Annotated in this window: 25 protein-coding genes; 4 read left to right on the forward strand and 21 right to left on the reverse strand. The window is 66.3% G+C overall.

Going from position 1 to position 25,958, the window contains the following annotated elements; translation table 11 throughout:
* Nucleotides 1-37 precede the first annotated feature (37 nt).
* Genes ACFVSU_RS07255 through ACFVSU_RS07265 form a run of 3 tightly spaced genes read right to left on the reverse strand, consistent with a single transcriptional unit; the run spans nt 38 to nt 3,227 of the window.
* Entirely contained in the window at nt 38-1,186 is a 1,149-nt protein-coding gene (locus ACFVSU_RS07255; RefSeq protein ID WP_387140138.1) for a hypothetical protein, read from the reverse strand.
* Nucleotides 1,183-1,611, reverse strand: coding sequence for a Zn-ribbon domain-containing OB-fold protein (locus tag ACFVSU_RS07260; RefSeq protein WP_387140141.1), 429 nt, complete (start codon nt 1,609-1,611; stop codon nt 1,183-1,185). The genes ACFVSU_RS07255 and ACFVSU_RS07260 overlap by 4 nt, the downstream gene beginning before the upstream one ends.
* Complete coding sequence (locus ACFVSU_RS07265; RefSeq protein WP_387140144.1) at nt 1,608-3,227, reverse strand: class I adenylate-forming enzyme family protein; 1,620 nt, start codon at nt 3,225-3,227, stop codon at nt 1,608-1,610. The genes ACFVSU_RS07260 and ACFVSU_RS07265 overlap by 4 nt, the downstream gene beginning before the upstream one ends.
* 285 nt (nt 3,228-3,512) lie before the next feature.
* Between ACFVSU_RS07265 and ACFVSU_RS07270 the strand changes: the two genes are divergently transcribed.
* Nucleotides 3,513-4,178, forward strand: a complete 666-nt coding sequence (locus ACFVSU_RS07270) for a nitroreductase (protein WP_387141279.1) — start codon at nt 3,513-3,515, stop codon at nt 4,176-4,178.
* Nucleotides 4,178-4,969: an enoyl-CoA hydratase/isomerase family protein gene (locus tag ACFVSU_RS07275; RefSeq protein ID WP_387140147.1), complete on the forward strand. Its 792-nt coding sequence runs from the start codon at nt 4,178-4,180 to the stop codon at nt 4,967-4,969. The genes ACFVSU_RS07270 and ACFVSU_RS07275 overlap by 1 nt, the downstream gene beginning before the upstream one ends.
* Here the strand turns inward: ACFVSU_RS07275 and ACFVSU_RS07280 are convergent.
* On the reverse strand, nt 4,958-5,635 hold the full coding sequence (locus ACFVSU_RS07280; protein ID WP_387140150.1) for a TetR/AcrR family transcriptional regulator: 678 nt from the start codon (nt 5,633-5,635) through the stop codon (nt 4,958-4,960). The genes ACFVSU_RS07275 and ACFVSU_RS07280 overlap by 12 nt on opposite strands.
* 118 nt (nt 5,636-5,753) lie before the next feature.
* On the opposite strand from ACFVSU_RS07280, the gene ACFVSU_RS07285 reads away from it, so the two are divergent.
* Entirely contained in the window at nt 5,754-6,437 is a 684-nt protein-coding gene (locus tag ACFVSU_RS07285; RefSeq protein WP_387140153.1) for a TetR/AcrR family transcriptional regulator, read from the forward strand.
* Between the two features lie 13 nt (nt 6,438-6,450).
* Here the strand turns inward: ACFVSU_RS07285 and ACFVSU_RS07290 are convergent, their stop codons facing one another.
* The 12 genes from ACFVSU_RS07290 to ACFVSU_RS07345 form a co-directional block, all read right to left on the reverse strand.
* Entirely contained in the window at nt 6,451-7,326 is an 876-nt protein-coding gene (locus ACFVSU_RS07290) for a MaoC/PaaZ C-terminal domain-containing protein (protein WP_387140156.1), read from the reverse strand.
* Nucleotides 7,327-8,238, reverse strand: a complete 912-nt coding sequence (locus tag ACFVSU_RS07295) for an SDR family oxidoreductase (RefSeq protein ID WP_387140159.1) — start codon at nt 8,236-8,238, stop codon at nt 7,327-7,329.
* Between the two features lie 42 nt (nt 8,239-8,280).
* The gene (locus ACFVSU_RS07300; RefSeq protein ID WP_387140162.1) at nt 8,281-9,063 is read right to left on the reverse strand and encodes an ABC transporter ATP-binding protein; all 783 of its coding nucleotides are present in this window, start codon (nt 9,061-9,063) and stop codon (nt 8,281-8,283) included.
* Between the two features lie 13 nt (nt 9,064-9,076).
* Nucleotides 9,077-10,351: an ABC transporter substrate-binding protein gene (locus ACFVSU_RS07305; RefSeq protein WP_387140166.1), complete on the reverse strand. Its 1,275-nt coding sequence runs from the start codon at nt 10,349-10,351 to the stop codon at nt 9,077-9,079.
* 19 nt (nt 10,352-10,370) lie between these two features.
* Nucleotides 10,371-11,423 carry a branched-chain amino acid ABC transporter permease gene (locus ACFVSU_RS07310; RefSeq protein ID WP_387140169.1) on the reverse strand — a complete coding sequence of 351 codons (1,053 nt, stop codon included), beginning with the start codon at nt 11,421-11,423 and terminating at the stop codon, nt 10,371-10,373.
* Nucleotides 11,424-11,488: 65 nt separating this feature from the next.
* Nucleotides 11,489-12,388 (reverse strand): branched-chain amino acid ABC transporter permease, encoded by a 900-nt coding sequence (locus ACFVSU_RS07315; protein WP_387140172.1) that lies wholly within the window; start codon nt 12,386-12,388, stop codon nt 11,489-11,491.
* A complete protein-coding gene (locus tag ACFVSU_RS07320; protein ID WP_387140176.1) occupies nt 12,388-13,128 on the reverse strand; it encodes an ABC transporter ATP-binding protein in 741 nt (246 codons plus the stop codon). The genes ACFVSU_RS07315 and ACFVSU_RS07320 overlap by 1 nt, the downstream gene beginning before the upstream one ends.
* A 286-nt stretch (nt 13,129-13,414) precedes the next feature.
* Nucleotides 13,415-14,800 (reverse strand): aminomethyl transferase family protein, encoded by a 1,386-nt coding sequence (locus ACFVSU_RS07325; protein ID WP_387140179.1) that lies wholly within the window; start codon nt 14,798-14,800, stop codon nt 13,415-13,417.
* Nucleotides 14,801-14,811: 11 nt separating this feature from the next.
* Nucleotides 14,812-15,801, reverse strand: coding sequence for an NADP-dependent oxidoreductase (locus ACFVSU_RS07330; protein WP_387140182.1), 990 nt, complete (start codon nt 15,799-15,801; stop codon nt 14,812-14,814).
* Nucleotides 15,802-15,804: 3 nt separating this feature from the next.
* Entirely contained in the window at nt 15,805-16,983 is a 1,179-nt protein-coding gene (locus ACFVSU_RS07335; protein ID WP_387140185.1) for an FAD-dependent monooxygenase, read from the reverse strand.
* Nucleotides 16,980-18,338 carry an aminomethyl transferase family protein gene (locus tag ACFVSU_RS07340; protein WP_387140188.1) on the reverse strand — a complete coding sequence of 453 codons (1,359 nt, stop codon included), beginning with the start codon at nt 18,336-18,338 and terminating at the stop codon, nt 16,980-16,982. The genes ACFVSU_RS07335 and ACFVSU_RS07340 overlap by 4 nt, the downstream gene beginning before the upstream one ends.
* Before the next feature lie 158 nt (nt 18,339-18,496).
* Nucleotides 18,497-19,786 carry a hypothetical protein gene (locus ACFVSU_RS07345; RefSeq protein WP_387140191.1) on the reverse strand — a complete coding sequence of 430 codons (1,290 nt, stop codon included), beginning with the start codon at nt 19,784-19,786 and terminating at the stop codon, nt 18,497-18,499.
* A gap of 272 nt (nt 19,787-20,058) precedes the next feature.
* Between ACFVSU_RS07345 and ACFVSU_RS07350 the strand changes: the two genes are divergently transcribed.
* Nucleotides 20,059-20,745 carry a TetR/AcrR family transcriptional regulator gene (locus ACFVSU_RS07350; RefSeq protein ID WP_387140194.1) on the forward strand — a complete coding sequence of 229 codons (687 nt, stop codon included), beginning with the start codon at nt 20,059-20,061 and terminating at the stop codon, nt 20,743-20,745.
* A 65-nt stretch (nt 20,746-20,810) separates the two neighbouring features.
* Here ACFVSU_RS07350 and ACFVSU_RS07355 read toward each other — a convergent pair whose 3' ends face one another.
* The 5 genes from ACFVSU_RS07355 to ACFVSU_RS07375 all read right to left on the reverse strand — a co-directional run bounded on the left by ACFVSU_RS07355 (nt 20,811) and on the right by ACFVSU_RS07375 (nt 25,948).
* Nucleotides 20,811-21,809: a fumarylacetoacetate hydrolase family protein gene (locus ACFVSU_RS07355; RefSeq protein ID WP_387140197.1), complete on the reverse strand. Its 999-nt coding sequence runs from the start codon at nt 21,807-21,809 to the stop codon at nt 20,811-20,813.
* 10 nt (nt 21,810-21,819) lie between these two features.
* A complete protein-coding gene (locus tag ACFVSU_RS07360) occupies nt 21,820-22,809 on the reverse strand; it encodes a cyclase family protein (RefSeq protein ID WP_387141282.1) in 990 nt (329 codons plus the stop codon).
* Nucleotides 22,793-23,824, reverse strand: a complete 1,032-nt coding sequence (locus ACFVSU_RS07365; protein ID WP_387140201.1) for an amidohydrolase family protein — start codon at nt 23,822-23,824, stop codon at nt 22,793-22,795. The genes ACFVSU_RS07360 and ACFVSU_RS07365 overlap by 17 nt, the downstream gene beginning before the upstream one ends.
* A 247-nt stretch (nt 23,825-24,071) precedes the next feature.
* Nucleotides 24,072-25,064, reverse strand: a complete 993-nt coding sequence (purU, locus tag ACFVSU_RS07370; RefSeq protein WP_387140205.1) for a formyltetrahydrofolate deformylase — start codon at nt 25,062-25,064, stop codon at nt 24,072-24,074.
* Nucleotides 25,061-25,948 (reverse strand): methylenetetrahydrofolate reductase, encoded by an 888-nt coding sequence (locus ACFVSU_RS07375; protein ID WP_387140208.1) that lies wholly within the window; start codon nt 25,946-25,948, stop codon nt 25,061-25,063. The genes purU and ACFVSU_RS07375 overlap by 4 nt, the downstream gene beginning before the upstream one ends.
* Between the last annotated feature and the right edge of the window lie 10 nt (nt 25,949-25,958).

Genomic DNA, 25,958 nt, shown 5'->3' on the forward strand with positions numbered 1-25,958 from the left:
CCACGCGGGCCTTCCCCTTGTTCCCCGTCCCTCGGCGTCAGAGCTCGTTCGTCATGACCACGGTGGACGCTGCCGAGAACATGCCCCCGACGCCGTGCGTCACGGAGACCGATGCGCCGTGCACCTGCGCGGGTGCGATGCCCCGCATCTGGCGCACACTCTCCTGCAGCGCGTACATCCCGTACATGCCGGAGTGCATGTAGCTCAAGCCGCCCCCGTTGGTGTTGACCGGCAAGAATCCGCCGGGCGCGGTGTGCCCTTCGCGGATGAAGTCCGGGGCCTCGCCGGGCGCACAGAACCCGAGGTCCTCCAGGCCGTAGATCGGAAGGTGAGCGAACGCGTCGTACAGCATGAGATGGTCGACGTCCGCATGGGTGATGCCCGCCATCCGGAACGCCTCTCGCGACGAAACCCGGAAAGCCGCGGATGTCGTGAGGTCGCGCATCTGACTGATGAGCGGCGTCTCCATGCTCTCGCCCGTACCCACCACGTAGACCGGCTTCTGCGGAAAGTCCCGCGCGCGCTCGGCGCTGGTGAGGATCAGCGCTCCGCCGCCGTCGGTGACGAGGCAGCACATCAGCTTCGTGAACGGGTAGGAGATCATGCGCGAGTTCATCACGTCATCGATCGTGATCGGGTCCTTCTGGGATGCGCGCGGGTTCAGGCCCGCCCATTCGCGCTGGATGACCGCGACTCGGGCGAGTGCTTCGGCGTCGTGCCCGTACGTCTTCAAGTAGCGCAGCACGGGCAGCGGGAACATCGTCGGTGGCCCGACAGTGCCGTAGGGCGTTTCGAACTGCTGCTGAAGGCTTCCGGGAACCGGCACCGGGAATCCGGAGCCTGCCACTCTGCTTCGCCCGCTCTCGCCGTGCGTGATCAGCACCGTGTCAGCCAGTCCGGCCTGGATCGCATGGCTCGCGTGGCGCACGTGCATGATGAAGGAGCATCCGCCCACTGACGTGGCGTCGATCCAGCGGGGGACGATTCCCAGTTGCAGCGCGATCGAGTCGGGCGTCTCCCCGGCGGTCGCGATGCCGTCGATGTCGGATGGCCGCAGTCCGGCATCCGCGAGGGCGTTCAGCGCGGCATCGAGGTGCAGCTGCAGTTGGGAAGCCCCCGGGATCCGGCCCATCTCCGTCGTCTCCGCCGCGCCGACGATCGCGGCGATGGGCGCGTTCGTGCTCATCGCGTCACCTCCGGCGCGAAGACGGGAAGCGAGATCGCATCGCTCAGGCGGAGAAACCGCACGGTCAGTGGCATGTCCAACTCCAGGGCTTCAGGGGTGGGGGGCGCCTCGACGATGCTCGTCATCATCCGGGGCCCCTCCTCCAGGTCGACCAGGGCGATCGCGTACGGCGGCTCGAAGCCCGGCGCCGGAAGGTGCGAGATGACGTAGGACGCCAGGGTCGCGCGCCCTGACGCAGGGAAGACCTGCACGTCACGACTGCCGCAGGACGGACAGAACGGACGCGGAGGGAAGTACGTCGTCGCGCACGTGGGATCCGAGCACTTCTGCAGACGCAATTCGTCCTGACGCGTCCCTTCCCAGAAATGCTCGGTCTCCGGAGTCGGCACCGGGTGGGGCCGCGCCGTCGTTGCGTCAAGGGTCATGTCTGGTCCTCCATCGGGCTGGGCAGTTCCGCGAGGACCCCGGACAGCGCCATCTGACGCAGATCCACCTTGCGGATCTTGTTGCTGGGCGTCAGCGGAAAGCGGTCGACGCGGTAGTAGGTGACGGGCGCCTTGTAGCGCGCGATCCGCTCGGTGCAGAACGCCGCGAGCTCAGGCCCGGTGACATCGGCCTCGCACGTGACTGCTGCGACGACGATTTCGCCGAGGGCCTCGTCGGGCACTCCGAAGACCGCGGCCTCCCGGATCGCCGGATGCAGCCGCAGGGTGTTCTCGATCTCCGCGGGGTAGATGTTCTCCCCTCCGCGGATGATCATGTCCTTCAGCCGGCCGCCCGCCATCCGCAGCTCTCCGCTTCTGGTCAGTTCGCCGAGGTCACCGGTTCGCAGCCACCCGTCATCCGTGAACGCGCGATCCGTCTCTTCGGGCATCCGGAAATACTCGATCATCACGTGGGCCGAGCTCACCTGGATCTCTCCAGGATTGCCCGCCGAGAGGATCTCGCCGGTCGATGTCGATGCGATCCGGATGGCGTAGCCGGTCAGCGGGAACCCGGCGCTCGATGTCGCAATCCCCGCCCCGGGATCTCCGAGGCTCACCAGAGAGGCGGCCTCGCTGAGCCCGTACCCCTGAAGCACGTCGGGCACCGGGAATTCCCGAGCGCACGCGGCGAGCATGTCAGGATCGATGTCCGATCCGCCGCAGTGGACGACCCGCAACGACGAGAGATCGAACTCGCTGCGACGCGGATGGTGCAACATCGCGCGCAGGGTCGTCGGGACGGCGACGTGGATCGTGCTGCGCGCCGAGTCGATGATCTGCATCATCGTGATCTCGTCGAAGGCATCCACTCCGACGTATGTGGCGCCGGTCGCCACGCATCCGGGAATGGTGCCGCAGAAGGATGCACTGTGGAAGAGCGGAATGATCGACGTGACGATGTCGGAGTGGTCCGCCCGGAGACGGTCGAAGGCCGCGATCCCGTTTCCGAGGACCGCCGAGTGTCGAAGCAGAGCACCCTTCGGTCGTCCGGTGGTCCCGGATGTGTAGATGATCACGGCGGGGTCGTCGCCGTGAACGGCGGGAAGTGACGCCGAGGACTGCGCTCCTTCCGCGATGAGCTCGTCCCACGACGTGTGGATGCCGCCCCGCGCGGCGCCGATCACGACGGTGTGCAGGAGATCGGGAAGATCGCCGGCGATCGACCGCAGGAGGTCGAGGTAGTCGTTCGAGCGGAAACGCTCGGTGAGGATCACCGCGCGTGATCCGGACTGACCCAATGCATGACGCAGGTCCTCGGAACGGGAGTGGGTGTTGATCGGAACGAGGATGAGGCCGGCCCGGGCGGCCCCCATCTGAGCGATCGACCACTCGATCCGGTTCTCGGCGAGGAGGGCGACCCGGTCGCCCTTCTGGAGTCCGCGATCCACGAGAGCCCGCGCCAGTGCCGCGGACTGGTCGTCCCATTCGCTCCAGGTCAGCGTCGTCCCCTGCCCGGGGTACGCCAGCGCGATCCCCGTGGGCGAGGTCAGGGCCCGAGCTTCGAGCAGGTCGCTCACTGTCTGCGGGATCTTCTCCGTGGTAATGGATTGAGCCACGTCGCTCCTTCGGCCGTTCGGGATGCACTGGTTCATCGATCGACCCCTCGGACACGTGCGCGGCACGTCGTCGTGCGAGTCGCCTTCAGCATAGTAGAAACCAGATTCATAATCGAGTTTCATGTTTGCGGACCGCGGCGAATCCTTTGACAAGAGGCCCCGCCAAAGTAGAAAATGATTTCAACATCACAATTCGGGCATCCCTGGGTGACAGGTGCGGTGTCCCCACGAGAGGCCACCATGATCCAATCTGAGACTTCAGCGCCCGCGGCGCTGCGTGAACTCATGGACCGCCGTTTCAGCTGCCGAGGCTTCACGGATCAGCCGGTCGCACCCGAGACGATCCGCCGGATCCTGGAGACGGCGCAGCGAAGCCCGTCGTGGTCGAACGTGCAGCCGTGGCGTGCGGTCGTCCTTGGCGGCCCCGAACTGGCGAACCTCCGCGAGCGCTTGCTGGCCGCGGCCGTGTCCTTCGATGGTGTGAGTGACGTCCCACCCCCGGAGCAGTACATCGGTCCGTTCCGCGATCGCCGGCGAGCATCGGGGTTCGCCCTCTACGACAGTCTCGGGATCACCCGGGACGACGTGGAGGGACGCACTCGGCAGATGCGTGAGAATTTCCGCTTCTTCGGCGCACCGCACGTGGCCATCGTGACCAGCGATGCCAGCCTCGGGCCGTATGGCTACGTCGACACCGGCGCCTTCATCGCCTATTTCCTCCTTGCCGCCACCAGTCACGGCGTCGCCTCCATCGCACAGGCGGCGATCGCGATGCAGGCCGAAGTCGTCCGCGAGGTTCTCGGCATCCCCGAGAGCCAGCACATCATCTGCGGCATCTCGTTCGGCTACGAGGACGCGGACCACCCGGCCAACGCGTTCCGGACCGATCGGGCACCGTTTGATGAGGCGTTCGACCTGCGCGGGATCGAGCGGATCGAGGAGGCGCGCTGATGCCCGTGCACAGCGAACGCCGAGGGCGCGTGGGGATCATCACGCTGGACCGGCCGAGCGCGCGCAACGCCTTCGACGGAGAGTTGACCGACGGGTTCGTCGCTGCGGTCGATGCGTTCGAAGAGGACTCCACCATCCGAGCCGTGGTGGTGACCGGTACCGGCAACTTCTCCTCGGGAGGCGATCTCTCCGTCATCGCGGTCAGCGGCGTGGGACCGATCAGCACGCCTGAGGGAGGATTCGCGGGTTTCGTCTACCGAACCCGCACGAAGCCGTACATCGCGGCCGTCGAGGGAGCCGCAGTCGGCGGGGGGTGCGAGCTCGCCCTTGCCTGCGACATCGTGGTCGCCGGTCGGAGCGCGACGTTCTCGCTCCCCGAGGTCAAGCGCGGCCTCGTCGCCGGGGCGGGCGGACTCGTGCGACTCGGTGCGTCCATCGGCACCGGCCGAGCGATGCTCATGCTCCTGACCGGTGCGGCTGTCACGGCGGAGAAGGCCTACGACTTCGGACTCGCCGCCGAGGTCGTCGACACCGGTTCAGCCCTCGCGAGCGCCGTGGCGGTCGCCGAGCAGATCGCCGCCAACAGCCCGTCCGCGGTCCGTGCGTCGCTGGACCTCGTGCGTCGCGCAAGCGGCGTCGAGGACCAATCACTCGTCGCGGCGCAAGAGCAGGCCCGGGTGGACGCCTGGGAATCGGTGGACCGTCGCGAAGGCATCCAAGCGTTCCTGGAGAAGCGCGAGCCCCAGTGGGATGACGTCACCCAGAATGCGGAGGAGACGCTAGTTCGGTGAGCCCACGTCGGGCGGGGTGCCGTCGGCGGGCGGCCTCACGAGCAGTCCGCGCAACACGAGCGTCGCGCCCAGCTCGGCCGCCGCGGAGATCGACAGGCGCCGGTTCGGCTGGAACCATTCCAGGGTTGCGTTGCACATACCGATGAGCATCAAGGCCAGAGGTACCGCTGGCCCCGGGCGGAACTCACCCTCTCGCTGTCCGGCTTCGATCACGGCAACGACCTGACGGACGTAGGCCTGCTCGTCGCGGCGCACCTTCTGGATGAACTCCGGAGCCATCCGGGGGACCTCTGCGAACTGGATGCGGAAGCTCTCGGAGTTGCGAAGCACGTGATCGATGTGGATTCGCACGACGTGCTCGAGCTTCGCACTGGGAGAGAGGTCGCTGTCGAAGGTGGGCATGACGGCCCGTTTCAGGGCACCGCCGGTGCGGACGACGATCTCCACCAGAATCGCGTCCTTCGAAGGGAAGTAGTAATAGATGGCCTGCCGCTTGATGCCGAGTCGGGTAGCGACTAGATCAAGGCTGGTCTCGACGTAGCCGCGTTCCGCGAACAGCACCTCGGCCTCGTGGAGGACCTGCTCCCTCCGCGACGCGCCGCCACGACTCGTGCTCGCCGTCGCCCGACCCGCCGCGACCGTCGGTTCATGTGAAGACAGGGTCATCACGCCGTTCCCTCGCTAAGGTTGACATGGGTTTTATACATTCGGTTCGTACAACTCCGCCGCCACCCGGCTCACGAAGGACGATGTCCGACACCCACCAGAATACGAAGGAGCTGACATGGCGCGAACCAAGCGCGGTCTCGCCACGCGCGCTGCTTTCAGGGATGCCGCCCGCACGGTCTTCGCCAGGGACGGCTACCTGAACGCGCGCCTCGTCGACATCGCGGAGGAGGCCGAACGCTCGCCCGGCCTGCTCTACCAGCACTACGACGGAAAGGCCGAGCTCCTCGCCGACCTGGCCGACAACTTCTCCGAAGAGCTGCGTGAGGCCGTCAAACAAGCAGGGCGTACTGGGCCCCGTGCGCCGGTTGACCTGCGCCCGCAGATCCAGGCCTTCTGGCTGACGTACCGCCGGCGAATGGGCGAAGTCGTGGGAATCACGCAGGCGGCCGCTGTCGACCCGGAATTCCGCCAACGGTGGAAAGAGCTGCAGCGTGAATCGACCGACATGGTCGCCCGCGGAATCCGGCACGCCCAGGAGGAGGGATTCTGCCCCACCGTCGACCCGATCCTCGCCGCATCCGCACTGACGCTGATGGTCGAGAACTTCTGCGCCTTCTGGCAGCATCAGGGCGGATTCGACGACGTTCAGATGACCGACGACCAGGCCGTCGACACGCTCTACGAGTTGTGGCGACACGCGATCTACTGGAAGCCGGCGCCGACAGGGGATGCGACGGCTGACTCGCTTATTCCGGCGGCGGCCTCGCTCTCGACGGACTCCGACAGCATGCCGGCGTGACGCAGCCCGGCGCTCACTGATCGAGCACCACGACGCCGTTGTCCACCACGACCATCTCACGAGCAGGAACGCTCGCCCGGAACGCAGCTCTGCCGTCGCCGTGGTCCCAGACCTCGATCATGAGCGTGTCTCCGGGCAGGACGGGTGCCGAGAACCGAGCCCCGACGTGTCGCAGCCGCTCTGTCTGATAGTTCAGGAGCGATCGGACCACTCCGTGCACAGCTACGCCGAACGTGCATCCCCCGTGCAGGATCGGTGCCGGAAAGCCGCCGCGTCGAGCGACCTCGGGATCCACGTGAATGGGATTCCGGTCGCCGATCAATCGGAACAGCAGGGCCGCCGATCGGGAGGTGTCGATTTCCGCTGTCCGGTCCGCCGGTCGGTCTGGGACGGCGGGAAGTCTGGGCCTCTCGCCGTTCGAGCCGCCGAATCCGCCGTTGCCGCGCAGGAAGAAGCTGCCGCTCTCCGTCGCTATGAGCTCACCGGATGCCGACCGCATCTGCCGCGAGAAGTCGAGGATCGCTCCACGACCTTCCCCACGGTCGATCAGACGGTCGATCGAGATGCGGCTGTGCACTTCTCCCGTTGCGGGAAACGGTCGATGGATCGTCAGCGCCATCTCGGTGTGCAGCATCTGCGACAGGTCGATTCCCACACCCGGATCGGTGATGAACTGATCGTCCTGGTACATCCCGAGCGTTGTCAGCATCGTCGGGAACGCGATGAGATCCCTCTCGTACACGTAAGGCAACTGCGCGGCATCCGTCGGGTCGGCACCGAGACCTATCGACAGCGCGTAGAGAATCGTGTCTTTCTCGGTGTAGGTCACGCGGACGTCGCGGAACGGCCATGTGCGCAGCCTCTCCTGATCCAGCGTCGCGCTGCTCACTCAGATCGTCTCCCAGCTGAAGTGCTCCAGGTGAGTCTCGAGCGGGACGAACGAGTCGCGCAAGGCAGGGAGCATGTGGTCGCGCAGTGACGACTGATCCCATCCGCCATCGCGATGGACGGAACGGATCGGTCGCGGCTGGCTCATGAGGAAGACCTCGTTGCCCCGCACTTTGAAGATCTGGCCCGTGATTCCGGCCGCGTCGTCACTGGCGAGGAACACCGCGAGGGGCGAGATCTTCTCCGCGCCCATCGCCTGCTCCATGTGCTTGTTCTTCTCGGCGGCAGCGTCGTCGGCGACCGGGATGCCGGCGACCAGGCGAGTCCACGCGGAGGGCGCGATGCAGTTGGAACGCACGCCGTAGCGCCGCATGTCATGGGCTATCGACGTGGACAGCCCCACGACTCCCATCTTCGCCGCCGCGTAGTTGGCCTGCCCGACACTGCCGATGAGTCCCGCCGGCGAGGTGAAGTGGACGAAGGCACCCGATCCTTGGTCCTTGAAGAAGGGGGCTGCGGCCCGCGACACGTAGAAGTAGCCGTCCAGGTGCACGTGGATCACGGCCTGCCACTCCTCGGGCGACATGCGGTGGAAGATGCGATCCCGCAGGAATCCGGCGTTGTTGATCACGACATCGACGCGGCCGTAGGTCTCGATGGCCGTGTCGATGATGCGCTGAGCGCTGTCGGGCTCGGAGATGCTGTCCAGATTCGCCACCGCGTCGCCACCCTGCTCGCGGATGAGGCGAACCACTTCTTCTGCGGGTGTCGCGTCCAGGCCGCTGCCGTCGGCCGCGACACCGAGATCGTTGACGACCACCTTCGCGCCCTCCCGCGCGGCGCGAAGAGCGATGTCACGACCGATTCCGCGACCGGATCCGGTGACCACGATGACCTTGTCATTCACACTCATGAAGACTCCATTCCTTTGTTGAGCGTCGTCTGTCGACGCCAGTCAGTCGGCGGTGGGATCGAGCGGGACGTGCTCGCCCTGGTGACCACCCAGATAGGCGGCTTGCACCCGCGGATCGTCGCGCAGCGTGGCGCTCGGCCCGTCGAGTGCGACGGCACCGTTCTCAAGCACGTACGCGTGATCGGACAACGCCAGAGCCAGGCGCACGTTCTGCTCGACCAGCAGCACCGATGTTCCCTCGTCGCGGATGCGGGAGATGATCTCGCCGACCTGTGCCACGATGACCGGCGCCAGGCCCAACGACGGCTCGTCCAGCAGCAGCACCGCGGGCCGGCTCATGAGCGCGCGCCCGATGACGAGCATCTGCTGTTGACCGCCCGACAGCAGGCCCGCCTTCTCGGTTCGGCGATGCGCCAAGTCGGGAAAGCGCTCGTACACCCTGCCGAGATCCGCAGCTACCTCTGCGCGGTCGCGGCGTGTGATGGCGCCGCACAGCAGGTTCTCATCGAGCGTGAGATCGGGGAACACGTGCCGACCCTCCAGGACTTGGGAGAGCCCCCGGCGTACTCGAGCTCGGGCGTCGAGGCCGGACAGGTCTGCGCCGTCGAGCGTGATCGATCCGCTCACGATCCGTCCTCCGGCGGCGCCCAAGAGCCCGGACACCGCTGAGATCGTGGTCGTCTTGCCGGCGCCGTTGGCACCGAGCAGCGCGACCACACTCCCCCGCGGGACGGTGAGGCTGACGTTGTTCAACGTCGGGTGGAGCTGGCCGTACGCGACCGTGAGATCACGCACCTCCAGTGCGGCTGCGCTGCTCGATGACATCGACGTGTGATTCTCAGTAGGGGTAGTTGACGGCGGCGTCCGGAGCCGGGACGTCTGCTTCGACCAGACCGAGACCGGACTCGACCGACGCGTCGGGGCGGTAGACGTTGAACGTTGTGGGCGGGGTGCGATCGGCGGGCTCGCCCCATCCCCACGCGGCCCCGATGCCCTGCAGATCGAACGTCGACAGCGCGCTGGAGGCTTCCACGAGCCCGGCGTGACTGAGATCCCCGCGCTTGATCGCCTCCTCGAGGACGCTCTGCACGGCCAGCATCTGCGTCCACCCCGAGACGTACGGCGCCGTGGGCGCGACATCCGGCGTGTACTCATCGTGCGCCTCAACGAGAGCACTCATGCCCTCTGCAGACTCGTAGCCGAAGGGCACGACGTCGGCGGTGATGAAGAGGTTCTTCTGTGCGTAGTCGTAGATGGGGTTGTCTTCGAAGATGGCTTCCCAGCCGGTGACGCTCGTAGTCCACTGCGGCTCCCAGCCGAGCTTCGCGGCCGCGCTCAGCAGGCCGGTCGTGACAGCCGGAACCCCCTGGATCGCCACCAGGTCGCACTCAGCGGCCTGCAGCTGAAGGATCTGGGGAGTCGCGTCGGTGGAGGTCTGCGAGACACTCACGACGGGGCCGAGCGTGTAGCCCAGCTCATCTTCCGCGAATTCGAGCGCGGCCTGGGTATTCTCGGTGAGCGGTCCTTCCAGACCCGCGCCGCAGACGGTTGGATCGTCAGTATCCAGCTCAGACATTCCCGTGGCCACGCCCTCGATGATCTGTGACTGGTACGGGGTGAACGCGAGGATCGCGTTGGGCGCTCGCAGCAGTGAGCCCTCGCCCGTTCCCACCAGCGCGAGGATGTCATCGGTCTGGAGCTGCTCCATCAAGGTGAGCGCGATGGGCGTGCCGAAGATGTTCGCGTACATCGCCACGTCGCCCTTCGTTCTCTCGTACTGCTGGATCGCCTGAGCGGGGTTGTAGCCGGAGTCGGTGATGTTCAGTTCGACCTTGTAGCCCTCGATGCCGCCGTTCGCGTTCACCCACTTCGCCCACGCCTGCTGGGCCGCGATGAGCGGCGCGGAGACCGGAGCGATCGGGCCGCTGGTCACGGTGATCAGCCCCAGCGAGATGGTCTCGCCGTCGAAGCCCGGCGAGGTCGCGATCTCGCCGCTGGACTCGCTTGCGGCGGGGGTCCCGCCGCGGGTGCAGCCCGATACGAGCAGGCTCCCGGCGGCGATGAGCGCGACGAGGCCCATGCTTCGGGCGATGACACGACGATGTGTGATCATTTCGACGTCCTTTCGATTGTTAGGCCTGCACGCGCGCCGTCGAAGCGCGCCGAGACCGTCTTGCACGGGTCCGGAGAGAAGTGAAGATGCCGGCGAGACCAGCCGGCGAAACGAGGAGGACGACGATGATCGCGATCCCGAAGATGAACGTCACAAGGTCCCCCGGAGCCATGAGTCCCTCAGTGCTGCCCGGCACCTTGACCAGCCAGCTGAGCACGCCGCCCGTGCTGGCGCTGTCGGACACCCACTGCTTGCCACCCCAGACCAGAAGCGCACCGATGATGGTCCCCACGACGCTGCGGCTGCCGCCGATGACCAGCATCGCCAACAGGAGCACCGCAGGCAGAAGACCGAAGTCACTCGGCGTGGCGTACTGCTGGAAAGCCGCGTAGAGAGCGCCCGCAAGACCGCCGAGCGCGCTTGCCCACGTGAAGGCCTTCAACTTCTCTCGGCGGACGTCGACGCCGAGCGCTGACGCCGCTGCGGCGTTCTCCCGCACGGAGATCAGCGCCTGTCCCGGCCGTTGGCGGAGGAGCCGCATCGACGCCCAGGCGACGAGGGCGACGATCGCCCAGACCACCCAGAATTCCGACTGGCTCGAGGTGAATCCACCGAGCGCGGCGAGATCGATCCCGAAGAGGTCGCGGCTTGCTCCGGCCGCGCTCCTGCCGTTCTCCCCGCCGGTGAGCTCCGTCGCTTCGTAGGCGATGTACTGACTCACCAGCAGCACGCCGAGGGTCACAATGGCCAGTTGCTGGCCTTCGAGGCGAAGCGCCAGCACCCCGACAGCCGCTCCGATCAGCCCGGCCAGCGCAACGGCCGCCAGCAGGTAGAGGGCCATGGGGAGCTGAAGCACCGCACCCAGGTTGACCGTCGTGTAGGCGCCGATCAGCATGAATGCCGGCTGCGCGAAGCTGCTCTGCCCGCCGTAGCCCGAGAGGAGCACCAGGCCCACCGCTGCGATGGCGAAGATGCCCGAATAGGCGAGATTGGTGAGTGTGCTGTCGTCGAGGATCAAGGGTGTCACCACCCACAGGCCCACGAGGACGACAGCGACGATTGCGATCGTCACGATTCGCCGAGGTGTCAGTCTTACCCTCTGGGGCTTGACCGTCTCGACCAGTGTCTGGGTTGACATCAGAACCTCCCGACCGTGCGTGTGCCGAACAGACCCGACGGCTTCACCAGGAGTACGACGACCAGCAGCAGATAGGGGGTGACCGCCGGGAACCCGTCGCCGAGGAAGGGAAGGTACTGCGGCTGGTAGAGCACTGCCAGCTGCTGCACCATCCCCGTGATCAGCCCCCCGACGATCGCTCCGACCGGCGAGGTGAGGCCTCCGAGGACCATCGCGGGCAAGGCGGCGAACGCCGCGATTCCGAGGGCAGGGCTCACGCCGGTGGCACCCGTGGACATGAGGACTCCGGCGATCGCTCCCGCTGCACCCGCGGCGGCCCAGACACCCAGCCGGACACGGCTGAGGCTGATGCCGTTGGCCGTCGCCGCGAGCGGATCGCTGACGGCTGCCCGCATCGCGAGTCCGACTTTGGTGAACTTGAACACCACGAAGGTGGCTGTCAGAAGCACCACGCTGACGGCGATCGTCCAGATCGAGACGACGGCGACCGCAGCACCCAGGAACGGAACGGTGTCCACGCCCCACGGGTCGCCGAGATTCATCGGCGTCGCCCCCCAGATGCTGGCGACCACAGCTTCGACAGCGAAGAGTGCTCCGACGGTGACCATGACGGCGGCGAAGTGATCGTGCGGGGGGATGCGGCGGACGACGAATCGTTCGAAGAGCACGCTGAGCCCCGAGCAGATGATCGCTGCGAGCAGCACGGCCAGGAAGAAGGGAAGCCCGAAGCGGGAGCCGAGCTGGTACGTCGCATACGCGCCGATCAGCACGAAGGCGCCCTGCGCGAAGTTGAGCACCCGGGTGGCGGAGTAGACGAGCACGAATCCCAGTGCGATCAGGGCGTAGGTCGAGCCGACCGCCACCCCCGACACCAGCGTCTGCAGCAGTTGCGAGTTCATCAGGACTCCACCGACGGTCCGAGGTAGGCCTCGATGACTCGAGGATCGGTCTGGATCTGGGCGGCGGAGCCGGTCGCGATGACTTGCCCGAAGTTGAGCACCACGACCCGGTCGGCCAGACCGAGGACGAACGGCATGTCGTGCTCGATCAACAGGATCGAGATTCCCGCCTCTTCCTGCACGGAACGCAGCAGCTCAGCGAAGTGCTCCGATTCCCGGTCGTTCAGGCCCGCAACCGGTTCGTCCAGGAGCAGCAGCTTCGGGTTCGTCGCGAGCGCGCGACCCAGTTCCACCAGGCGACGGTGACCCTGCGGCAGCTCGCCGGCGTGCACACCGGCCATGGCGGCGAGGCCTACCGTGTCGAGGATCTCCTCGACCCTCCGCCTGCGATCGTCCGCGACGGACTTCACCTTCCCGGGCCGCAGGAGCGCGGAGAAGTATCCGACCGGCCGAGTCAGATCGAATCCGAATCCGATGTTGTCGGCGACCGTCATCTCGGGGAAGAGCACCGGGTGCTGGAAAGTCCGCGCGACCCCTCGGCGCGCGACCGTGAAGTCGGGCATCGCGGTGATCGACTCACCGTCGAGCTCGATCTCGCCGGCGTCGATGCGGTAGGAGCGGGTGAGGCAGTTGAACAGGCTCGTCTTTCCCGCGCCGTTCGGCCCGATGACGGCCACCGTTTCACCGACCGCCACTGTGAGGTCGACACCGCGCAACGCCTGTGTCCCCCCGAAAGACAAGCGGAGCCCCTCGGCTCGCAGCCTCGGCACTGATCGCCCCTGGGGCGACTTGCCGGCGCGATCCTCGCCTGCAGCATGCTTCGTCACATTGCTCACGTGGCGATTCTTACTTGCGCGCAGGTAAAATGCAAGGAGTTTTTAAAAGTGGATTCACTCAGCGCGCCGAGTGGGTGAAGAGCGGCTACTCCGCCAGGGTGGGCGGCGGAACGCCCACGCGATGCCTCAGCGCACGACAACGCCGACCGCGGTCCAGCCGCGGTCGGCGTTGCGTGTATGGTTCCGCGCGTCAGGCTTGCACGGGCACCTTCGCCGGTGAACGGGTGGCGACCGTGGCGCGCACTCTGGTCTGGACGTGGTGGGGCTCCATGAACCTGCGGCCTCGCCCACCGTCGGGCTCGCCCCAGACGATCTCGACTTCGGCGCCGTCGACGGCATCTGCTTCTTCGATCGTTGCGATGGAGACGACGCGGCCCATGTTGACGGTGTATCCGCCGAAGTTCGAGAACCCGACGAACCGGTCTCCGCGCAGCACCGTGTCATAGTGCTGCGACGGCGTGTACAGGCTCGAGGGGGAGACGATCCGCGTCCGGCTGTCGTCTCCGCCGAACAACCCGTCTCTCATCAACCTGATGAAGTCATCGTCGTTCCACACCAGCCAGACCTTCTTCTTGTGCGGGGCATCGCGACGCTCTTCCAGAGCCTGTTTGCCGATGAAGTCGTGATTCCAGTTGATCAGACGGCCGTATCCGAGTTCCCACGGGTCGAGGTAGTAGTCCTCGACGTTCAGCGACTCGAAGCTCCCGTCGACGACCAGGCTGGCCTCCGTTGCGAACCCCGGCAGCCACTCCCGATACGCCTTCAGCTCCGGCTGGGAGAAGATCGCGGGAATCGGTGCCGCCCACCAGCCGCTTTCGTGTCCGGATGAGACGTAGGCCAGCGCACCGCCGCGCTGCAGACCTAGGGGTTCTCCCGCCTGCATCAGCGCCATCATCACGCGATCGGCATGCTCACGGGGGCCGTACAGCTCGAGACCGGTGAGACGGTCGCCCGGCACACCGGACATCGTGTGATTCAGGGCGCGCACCGGGGTTCCGTCGATCTCGAACTCGACGACGCCGAAGAACTTCGGTGTCTCGATCTGCCTGCCCGCGACGGCCTCGATGACGTCGTGTGTGAGGGGTCCGTTCAGCTGGTAGCGCCAGAGCTTTCGCGGAGCCGGGTTGTACGGCGAGGCGTGATCCAGAGTCACCTCCACGTCGTATCCGCCGGCGATCGCCTGATAATGCACCCAGTTCGCGGCGATGGGAGCCCCAACCAGGCTCCACGAGTCATCCTCCATCCCGAAGAGCACGGCGTCGCCGATGAACCTGCCGTCAGGCGCGCACGCGACGAACTGCTTCGCGTCATTGCGCGTGAAGGTCGACATGTCGTTGAGTGCGGTATCCGAGAACAGTCGCCGGACGTCGGGGCCGGAGAAGTAGATGTCACTCATGTGCTCGCCCTGGTCGAACAGCACGCAGCCGTTCTTCCACGCGTACTGCTCGGTGTGCCAACTGGTCCACTCCGGCGGGTAGGGGAAGGGGTGACGCACGCCGGGGTTGTTGCGAAGCATCACGGCGGGGTTGCCGCCGGTGGCCTGGATCTTGTCTTCGAGGGAGAAGTACCCGTCCATCAATTGGTTCCTTACTCGAGGTGTGAATGAGCTGGCGTCGTCTGGTCGACGCCGATGGCCGGCTCCTCTGCCGGCTGGGGGTGGATGATGATCTTGCCGCCAGGATGCTGCGACTCGAGCAGTTCGAACGCCTCGCGCACGCGTTCCAGCGGGAGAGGGGGCAGCAGGGTGACCGCGAACTGTCCGTCGGCGACCTGGGCGGCGAGCTTCTCCACCGCACCCGGCGAGCGGTCGTAGTTCCGCGGCATCAGCACTCCACGCGTACGCGCCGCCGCGTAGTCCACCACGGTGCAGATTCGCGTCGGAGGCACACCGAGCTCGAAGGCCGTGTCGATCGTCTCGCCGCCGTGATTGTCTTGCACGGCGGTGACTCGGTCGGGTGCTGCAGCCGCAGTCACACGCTGGGTCAGGCCGGGTCCGTAGGCAACCGGTTCCACTCCCCTGCCGCGCAGGCGATCGTGGTGCTTGGGCGAGGCTGTGCCGATGACGCGGGCACCGCGAGACCGTGCGAGCTGGCAGAAGATCTCGCCCATCGATCCTGCCGCCGAGCTCACGAGCACGACGTCTCCCGGCCCGACATCCAGTGTGTCGGCAGCCGCCATCGCGGTGACACCCGCCCTGATGATCGCCGCGGCGGCGTCCCAACTCAGCCCGGCAGGCCTGATGGCGAGCTGGCCGGCGGGCACCGATACGAGTTCGGCCAGTGCACCGTCGTCGGCCCATCCGATCACGTCGTCGCCGACGCGGATCGGCCGGCCGTCGGCGTATGCTGCTGCCTCACCGACGGCTTCGACAGTACCGGCGAGGTCGCTGCCGACGCCTTGCCAGGTGGTCGGCGGATCCGTGTGGATGTAGCCGCGGCGCACCTTGTAATCGAAGGGGTTCAACGCCACAGCCGCGACCCGGACTCTCACATGGTCCGGCTCCAGGGTCGGGGTCGGAATCTCGCGAATCTCGAGCACGGATGGATCCCCGTGTTGACGGAATTGGACTGCGCGCATGTCTCAGTAGGGCTCGGTCGCGATCTTGACGAGCGCACCGGGTGCACCCAGTGCGATCAGGCTCTTCTCCGATTCGGTCAATTCCGACCCGGTCTCCGACTTCAGGATCGCGAGCGACATGTCCGCAACCAGGTAGGTGCGGTCGTGGCGCCGGCGATACCAGGCGTTGAGCGCGTCGTCGAGATCATCGGAAGTCTCGAGATGCTCGGCCAACGTGACGGCATCCTCCAGAGCCTGCGCAGCACCCTGGGACAGGTGCGGAGGCGAGGCGTGCGCGGCGTCGCCGGCGATCGCGATGCGACCCTGGAACCACGGCTCCCGGACCACGACGTGCTCCAGCGCCGTGTACACGGCGATGGAATCATCCGAGACCGTGTCGCGCAGCTCTGCGAGACGTCCGGTGAAGCTCGAGGTGCGCTCGCGGATGTCGCGGACGAAGTCTTCGGGTCGGTGCCGAGGATTGCCCGGTTCAGGTGTGACCAGACCGAAGTACATGTGAGTCGCACTGATGGGGGTGAGCACCGCCTTCACGTTTCCGGGCGCCATCACCAGGGTCACTTCGGTGAGGTAATCCGGTCGGGGGATGGTTGCTCGCCAGATTCCGGAGCCGCTGAAGGTCGGAGTGTACTTGTCGCCGAAGATGGCGTTGCGTACTGACGAGCGGACACCATCGAACCCGACCACGAGGTCGTAGCGCTCGACGGGAGCGTCGGGGTCCGGCTCGGGGTCCTCGTGCCGCCCCACCCAACGGGCGAAGGTGACATCGACGCCATCGGCATCCTGTGTCATCGTGTCGATCGTGCGGCCGATCGTGATCCGAGCGCCGGCGGCTTCTGCAGCCGACTTCAGGATGTCGTAGTAGACAGGGCGGCCGATCGCATTGTTGGACGGGAAGCCGTACAGGCCTTTCACCGGGGGGATGGCCATCACCTTGTCCCCGTTGGTGTTCCACATCACGAGGTCTTCGAACGGAAAGCCGACATCGAGGCAGGCCTGCTTGACGCCGATCTTCTCCAACGCGTCGAGAGCGTTCTGCGGCTGATTCAATCCGACACCGGCCACCGCCGTGCGTCCTTCCCCCTCGACGACGTGAACGTCGATGCCTCGCTGCGCCATGGCAGTGGCCGCAGCGAGCCCTCCGATGCCGGCGCCCTGGATCAGGACGCGACGAACGGCGGTCATGATGCCGTCGTCTCTCGGTAGCCGGTGCGGGCGTATTCGGTGTACGGGGACGGAGCCACCGTCGCCCTGACCGACTCAAACTGATCGAAGTCCGGGTCGCTCGATCCGGGGTGCTGACCCCACAGCAGGGTCACTTCGGACCCGGGTTCGGCATGTGCCAGGTCGATTCGGGCGATCGAGTGGATCGTCCCCTCGGTCGCTGATGAGGCGGCGTACTCGGAGATCCCGACCAGCCTACCGTCGACCTCGACACGGTCGCGCGTATAAGAGCGCACGACGTCACGGTCCGATCCGAAGACCCGATCGACGTCTTCCTTGTTCCATACGAGAGTCACTTTCGCGCGGCGCACATCGTCGCGCCGCCGGGCCAGCGCGTCCCGCCCGATGAAATCGTGCCCGAGGTGGATCGAGCGGCCGTACCCGATCTCGTAGGGGTTGACGTAGTAGTCCTCGATGTTCGGGGAGTAGTAGCTGCCCTGCAACGGGACGAATCCCTCGTAGGAGAATGCGCTGGTGAAGTTGCGGAAGCCCGCCTCCGCCTCGCTCGTGTAGATTCCCGGCACCGGGCACGCGAGCCAGCCGCTGTCGACTCCGCTGGTGTAGTAGGCCTTGCCTCCCACCTCGACGAGTCCGTGACTTTCGCCGGCGTTGGTCAGGGCCGTCCTCACGAATTCGGCGTGCTGCCACGCACCGATGAACTCGTAGCCCGCCTGTCCGGCCATTCCGTGACGCAGCGCCCAGAATTCCCGCCCGTCCAGTGTCACCGTCTTGAAGTGGAAGAACTTGATGTCGTCCAGGGCGTCGCCGAACAGCGGCTCGAGCATCGCCTGCGCACGCGGTCCCTGCACCTGGTAGCGGAACAGCCGTGGCGTGTCGTTGCCGCGGATGTCGGATGAGAAGTCCCAGTCGAATGTCACGTGGTCACCGCCGGTGACAGCGTGGTATACCACCCAGGTGTGGGTCGTACCGATCCCGGTCAGGAGGAAGGACTCCGGTCCGGTGCGCGCCAGGATCGCGTCCTGCATCAGCCATCCGTCTTCCGTGACGGTGATGAACTGTTTCGCCTGGCCGACGGCGAACGTCTCGTAGTTGTTCGCACTGACCCGGGAGAGCAGCTTCACGGCATCCGGTCCATCGATGAACAGATCCGTCATGTGGTGCGACAGATCAAGGAGCGCCACCCCTTCGGTCCACGCGCGCTGCTCCTCTTCCCAGCCGGTGACCTCGGCGGGAACCACCGGCACGTCGATGGGAGGGATTCCCGGCCGCCACAAGAGTCCGACGGCGGAGCCGGCGGCATCCAGGGCGTTCTGCAGCGTCATCGCGGGAGGTTCGAAGGACGGTGTGTCAGACATGCTCGGCATCTCCTCTTTGAGATCGCACCACCTCGATCGATGGAGCGCGGTTATTTGAACAGTAATTCCAGTTCAGAAATATCATGTCGCCGGAGGGAAGTGATGTCAAGGTCTTTTGGGTGACATCGGGCACGCACGAGAGAGGCGCGCGGGAGGGACTAGGCGGGCCGCGCGCCGACGGCGTCGCGCAGATCGCCACGACCGCGCGGCTCCTTGTACGGCGACGGTGCCACCCTCGCTCGAACGCTCTTCTCGCGATCGCCGGGGTTGCCCCAGATGACGTCGAGCGTCGTCCCGACATCGGCGATGTCGAGATCCAACGTCGCCAGGGACAGGGTCTTCCTGAACCAATAGCTGAAGCCACGAGACGTCGCGACTCCGACGATCCGGCCATCGATCTCTACCCGATCCGCCCACATGAATCCGCGCTGGTCGCGCGGCAGCTCCATGAACGTGTAGTGGTCCTCGTCGATCACGAGCGAGCTCAGCACATCCGCGACGTCGCGGGCATCCCATTCCAGAGTCCGCAGAACGCGGCGCGGCGCAGCCTTTTCAGCCAGGAGCGCCTCGCGGCCGAGGAAATCGTGATCGCCGTTGACGACGCGACCCCACCCGAGTTCGACCGGGCTTCGGTAGTAGTCCTCGATTCGCCCCCCGGGGTAGCTGCCCGCGATGTACGCCGGCAGGGCGTAGGCGGGCATGTTCGCCATGAAGAAGGCAAGGTAGTCCGCATCGTCGAAGATTGCCGGGATGTAGTCGGTGGCGATCGTCGGGTATCCGGCCTCCAGATGGTTGGTCGGAGCCACGCGGCCGCCCATCCGGCGGATCCCCAGATCGGCACCCGCCTCCAGAACGGCGGCGTACACGTCCGCGCCGATCTCTGCCGGACCCTGAAGCTCGAATCCCAGCTCCCCGCTCATCCCCTGCCGCAACGCATGGATGCGGTGGCCCGCGACGGTGAGAGGTGTGACATGCATGTACCGCGTGGCGAGCAGGTCAGCGGACGGATCGAGCTTCTGCAGCAGACCGATCGAAAGGGGTCCGGACACCTGATAGATGAACCAGTCCTCTTTGGCGACGTTGACGTCGTACCCGCCGGCATGGTGAGCGAGCCAGAATCCTCCTCGACCATGAACCACGAACTCCTCGTCTCCGAACCTGGTGAGGACGCCTTCGTGGATCACCTTGCCGTCGGCATTGGTATGGATGGCGTGTTTCGATTGACCGATCTTGAAGTTCGCCATCGTGTTGACGGTGAAGTCGCTGATCAGTTGCAGTGCGCCCGGTCCGGTGAGGCGGTGCTGCCAGAGGAACGACCAGTCCCCGATGTAGCACGTCTGCTTCCACGACAGGTTCTCGTCCATCCAGTCGGTGTACTCGGGCTCGCCGAATCGGCTCCACGCGTACCCCACCGGGGTGGCTCGCATCGACGCGATGTCGTACGTCATCTCATCTCCTTGCTCATCGGCCGCACCGCCGACATCGCATCACGATCACTGCGCCTCACCCGATCCCCAGAGGTGATGGGAGCGTCGTCCCAGGCACCGCGAGGATTGTCCATCGCGGCTCGGAGAGCGGAGCGAGGATCCATATCGATGTCAGTGACGTGATTATTTGAATATGGATTTTGGATTTCAATCTGTAAGGTAATAGTCGAGCATTGTTCGGTCAACCGCGACGTCCGCGCCAGACTGGTGTGAGGTCGATGCAGGAGGTGGTCATGGCCGAAGCGACGAAGGCCGCTGTTTCGCAGATCAGCGCGGGCGAGCAGGTCGCGGGTCCGGGAGACATCCGGCCGCCACGTCAACGACGAAGTCAGGAATCGTTCGAACGCGTCCTGGTGGCCGGCGCCGACCTCCTTCGTGAAGTGGGCAATGCCGGCTTCAGTATGCAGACGGTCAGCGAGCGGGCCGGGGTCGGCATCGGATCCATCTACCTTCGCGCCCCGAGCCGAGATGCCCTCATCCTCGCCATCCACGCGCGCGAGATGCAACGGATCGAGACCGAAGAGACCGCGGTGATCGAGGCGGTGATGAGTGCCGACCTGCCGTCGCCCGCGCATGTCACGGCGCTCATCACCGGCATCGGTCAATTGATGCTGCGCAACGCCGACATCCTGTCGGTCTTCATGTCGATCGGCCCCGCGGACACCATGGTCTGGAATCAGGGCGCCGAGCAGTCGCAGAAGGTCGGCGCCCGTTTCCGCGCCGCGCTGGATCGCGTCCGGGCCGAGGTGACGCATCCCGACCCGGAGTTGGCGATCGACATGGTGTTCCGCATCCTCTACGACACCATCGCCCGCCGTATCAGTCGCGGGGAGCAGTTCGAATCCGATCGATCGCTCTCGCGCGAGTCGCTGCTGAGCGAGTTGAGCCGGATGAGCGTCCTCTATCTCTTCGGCTCGTGACGGCGGCTGCGCCGCCGACGGTTCGTGCGAGCGGTCGCACTCACGCCTAGCGACCCGCATCGCGCTCAGCCGGCAGCGGCCGTTCGCCGCCGCCATCCTCTCCGGTCACGGGCGCCGGGCATCAGCGGCGGCACCGCCACGCTCGGCGTCACGGTGTTCGTGAGGGCACCGAGGTGCTCGATCGACAGCGTGACGATGTCACCATCGGCGAGCGGTGGAGGATCGACGAGGCCGCGTCGGCCCCACGCTTCGGCCAGACATCCGTTGCCCATCGTGCCCGACCCGAGGACGTCGCCCGGCTTGACCCACGAGTCTCGGCTCGCGAACGCGACGAGCGCCGGAAAGCTCCATGACATGTTGGCGAAGGTGTCGGTACCCAGGATCTCGCCGTTCACGCTCACCGATCCCGTGAGATCGAGGAATCCGTCGGGGTCGATGAAGTCCGACAGCTCGTCGGCCGTGACGAGCACCGGGCCGAGTGTGGTCGCGAAGTCCTTCCCCTTGCACGGTCCGAGGCTCATCCGCATCTCGCGGGATTGGAGATCGCGGGCGGACCAGTCGTTCATGATGGTGTAGCCGAAGATGTGGCTCGCCGCCGTCGCCACATCGAGATCGCGCCCCGCCGACTCGGGCACCGCACCGATCACGGCGGCGAGTTCGAGCTCGAAGTCGAGCCTCTCCGTCCCGGCAGGACGACGGACGACGTCGCGATCGCCGATGATCGAGTGCGGGTTGGTGAAGTAGAACACCGGCTGCTCGTAGAAGGCATCCGGCACGTCGGCTTCGCGCACGCCGGAGTTGCCGCGCACCATCCCTTCGACATGCTGTTCGAAGACCGCGAAATCGCGGACCGAGGGCGGCTCGAGCGGCGGCAGCAGCCGCAGGTCCGCGGCCGCACGTGGTGCCGACGCGACGCGACTGCGATCTTCGATCTCCAGCGTCGCAGACAGTCCGGCGTCGAGGAGATCCTTCACCTGCGCACCGTCGGCGAACGGGATGAGGGCTTCGCCGTCCACGAATCCGTCCTCGCGCACGCCGTCGTAGATCCACCGTGCGATCTTCATGCGCGCACCCTCACTTCACCGCGATCGGGTTGACCGGCGCACCGACGGCCTTCGTGAACGGGATCGGCGCGGCGACGAGGAAGAACTCGTATGTGCCGTCTGCTGCGCAGTCCTCGGCAAGACTGTCGAGATCCCACATCTCTCCCACTGTCAGGCCCAGGTTCGGGATGACGATCTGGTGCAGCGGCTGGAAGGCGTCGTCGAACTCGTTCGGCCTCACCTCGAAACCCCACGTGTCCGTCGCGATCGCTGCAATCTCCGTGCGGAAGAGCCAGCCGGCGGTCGTGAACGACAATCCGGCGGCCGGTCCACCCGCATAGCCGTTCCAGCCTTCACGCCGCGCGCGCGCGAGCCGACCGGTGCGCACCAGGACGATGTCACCGCCCCTGACCTCGGCCGTGGGGCCTTGAGCCTCGATGGTCTGCTCGAGATGGGCTTGCATGATGGCGAAGCCGTCGGGAAGTTCACCGTCATCTCCGAAGCGTCTGCCGACATCGAGCAGCACCCCACGAGCGACGATCCTCGCTGCCTGGTGCTCAATCCCCGTCACCTGATCACCGTCGCTCGTGACGACCTTCGCCGCGTCGCGACCGTTCCACGCCATACCGCGATCGAAGATATGACCCAGCCCATCCCACTGGGTTCCGGCCTGCAACGGCATCGTGATGAAGTCATCCGCGCCTCCGATACCGTGCGGGAAGCCCTGTCCGACGTGCACGGCATCGACCCCGGTCGCCGTCATCGTGTGCACCGGATTGATGCGGCCTCGCCAACCCGTCTGCGGGCCGTCGGCATCGAACAGCAGCGAGAGCGAGAAGGTCTTGCCCGTCTTCGCCAGCGCCGCCGCTCGTGCACGGTGGTCGTCGGTGATGTAATTCATCGTCCCGACCGCATCCTGCTCGCCCCATTTTCCCCAGTTCGAGAAGCGGCGAGCAGCGTCTGCGATCGCGGATTCGGGATCGCGCCGGTCGAGCGCGGGCAGGTCATCGGGGTTCGGCATACGAGGCTCCTTGATCGGCGGTGGGCGCTTGACGGGGCCGGTGCATCGACGCGGGGCGGCGGCGCAGCAAGCCGGCTGCCGTGCGACCTTTGATGTCACGCGCGATCTCAGGCGTCAGCGCGGCAGCATCGATGCGACTCACCGGATCGTCGACCCCCATGTCGAACGGGTAGTCCGAACCCATCAGGACGCGCTCCGGACCCACCCGATCCAGCAACGTGTGCAACGCGTCGGAGTCGTACACGAGGGAGTCGTAGTAGATGTCGCGAAGATAGTCGCTCGGGCGACGCGTGCACGTGCGCGCGTCGGGGCGGACGTGCCAAGCGTGGTCGGAACGGCCGATGTACGTGGGGAGGTAGCCCCCGCCGTGCGCCGCCAGGATCTTCAGGCGAGGGTGCCGATCAAGCACGCCGGAGAAGATCAGGTGCGACAGCGCGACGGCTGTCTCGACGGGTTGACCGACCGTGTTGGCGAGGTAATAGCGGTCCAGGCGCGTTCCCAGTGTGCAGCCCCAGGGGTGGAGGAAGATGAGCGCCCCGAGATCCTCGGCTTCTTGCCAGAACGGATCGAGGAGGGGGGACGAGAGCTCGAAGTCTCCTCCCGTCGTCGGAATCTCCACGCCCGCCAGCTCCAGCTCCTCGACCGCGCGGCGCAGTTCCTGGACCGCGCGGTCGGGATACCTGAGCGGAACCACACCGAGACCTGTCAATCGTCGTGGCTCAGCCGAGACGAGCTGCGCCATGCCGTCGTTCACGGCGCGACTGAGCAGGATCGCCTTGTCCTCGTCGGCCCACTCGTAGTAATGCACGGGCGAGGGGCTGACGAGCTGGTGGTCGATGCCTGCCTGGTCCATCAAGGAGAGCCGCAGCTCTACGTCGACCAGTTTCGGACCGAGTGTCTTGATCACCGCTTGGTTGACCGCCGATGCCTCAGCACCGAAGTTGTTTTCTTCGCGACTCTGATGATCACGAGCAGCCGGATCGTCGCCGACCAGCGCGAACGCCGCGGGGATCACCGCGTGGGCGTGGACATCGATGACCGGGTCGGGCCCGGGGATGCTCGGACCCGTCGCCGCCGCCGCTTGCGTGGATCGCGTCAGATCCGTGGACGCGATCTCCGTGGACGAACCCATGGTCAGCGCAGCGCGGCGGCGCTGAGGCGGATGATGGCGCGCGTCACCGAGACGTCGCGTTCGAGGGATGGGAATCGGGTCATGCTGAGCTCCTAGGGTGAGCCGGACATTGGGTGGGAACAACCGCTTTTCAGGGTCTGTCGGGGAAGACGATGGTCTGGTTGCCGTGGCGGATGACGCGGTCCTGCGCGTGCCACTGCACGGCGCGGGAGAGCACGGCGCGTTCGACGTACGCGCCGCGGCTCTGCAGGTCGGCAGCGCTCATCGCGTGGTTGACCCGCGCGACGTCCTGCTCGATGATCGGGCCCTCGTCGAGGTCCTTCGTCACGTAGTGCGACGTGGCGCCGATGAGCTTCACGCCCCGCTCCTTGGCCTTGCGGTAGGGCGCTGCGCCGATGAACGCGGGCAGGAACGAGTGGTGGATGTTGATGACGGGCACGCCGACCTCGTCGAGGAAGTCCTCGGAAATGATCTGCATGTAGCGGGCGAGGACGATGAAGTCGACGTTGTCCTTCACGAGCTCGAGGATCTTCGCCTCGGCCGCGGACTTGTCGGGTCCTTGCGAGGGCACGTGGAAGAACGGGATGCCGAACGAGCGCACGTCCTCGGCGGTGTTGGTGTGGTTGGAGATGACCATCGGGATCGTGACGGGCAGCTCGCCGCGGCGGTGCCGCCACAGCAGCTCGAGCAGGCAGTGATCCGAGGTCGAGGCGAGGATCGCCATGCGCTTGGGGATCGACTGGTCGGTGAGGGTCCACTCGAGCCCGAGCGCGGTCACGGTCTTGGTCAGGTCCGCCTCGATCTCGGGCAGGGTGGCGGCCAGATCGGGGCGGTGGAAGACCACGCGCTGGAAGAAGTTGCCGCCGTTCGCATCATCGGAGTACTGATCGAGCTGGACGATGTTGCCGTTGTTGCGGGTGATCAGCGCGGTCACGGCCGAGACGATGCCGGGCTGGTCGGGCCCGTGGACGATCAGGCAGGCGTGGTCGCGCGGATGTTCACGGTCTGCCGATCGCTGGGCAGACAGCGAGGCAGCGGTTGCCTCGATCTGCAGCGCCTGGGTGTTCGCACCCCCGGTGCGGGCAGGTGCAGCTGCCGTCGGGGCGGAGAACGCGGCGGTCATTCCGCAACCCCGGAGTGCGAGCTCGAGAACGTGCCCGCCCAGTCCGCTGTCGCGAGCAGGCCGCCGAAGGTGTAGAAGTGCAGCTTCACGGCTCCGGATTTCGGGTCCTCGGCCAGCAGCGCCGACAGGTCGGTGACGAAGCGGTCGGGTCCGGCGGTGCCCATGAGGTTCGTGAGGGAGAAGCCATACTTCTTGACGATCATGGCGTTCGCGCCGATCCCGAAGCGGCGGGCGAAGCCGAGCAGCCGCTTGATGCCCGCGGGACCGGGCGTGCCGATGCGGATCGTGCTGTCGATGCCGCGCGAGCGCACCTGCTGGATCCAGTCGATCACCGGATCGGTGTCGAACGAGAACTGGGTCAGGATCGTCGCGCCCAGCCCCTGCTGGGACAAGGACGCCGACTTGTCCTCGAGCGCCCGCCAGAGCACCTCGTCGGAGATGTCGGGGTGACCCTCAGGGTAGCCCGCGATCGCGACGTCCTTCACGCCGTAGTCCAGCAGCAGACCCGTGCGGATGACGTCGTACGAGTCCTCGTACGGACCCTCCGGGGTGGCCGGGTCGCCACCGACCACGAAGACGCTGTCGGTCGCACCGACATCCCGCAGGCGGCCGAGGAACTCCTCGAGCTGGGCGCGGGAGCACAGGCGGCGGGCGGAGATGTGGGGGACCGGGATGAAGCCCATCTCCCGCACGGCCGCAGCGGCGGCGACCCGCATCTCGAGGTCCTCGTTGCCGAGGAAGGTCACGTTGATCCGCGTGCCGGCCGGGATGCTGTCCTTCGCGTCGGTCAGGCCGGGGATGTCCTTGCCCGTCATCTCGAGCGAGTAGTCACTCACGAGTTCGACAGCGGCGGCGGTTGCCGGGCCTGAGACTCGATTCGCCATGAGAGGCGCC

It is taken from the genome of Microbacterium sp. NPDC058062 (assembly GCF_042885375.1).
Lineage (GTDB): Bacteria > Actinomycetota > Actinomycetes > Actinomycetales > Microbacteriaceae > Microbacterium > Microbacterium trichothecenolyticum_C.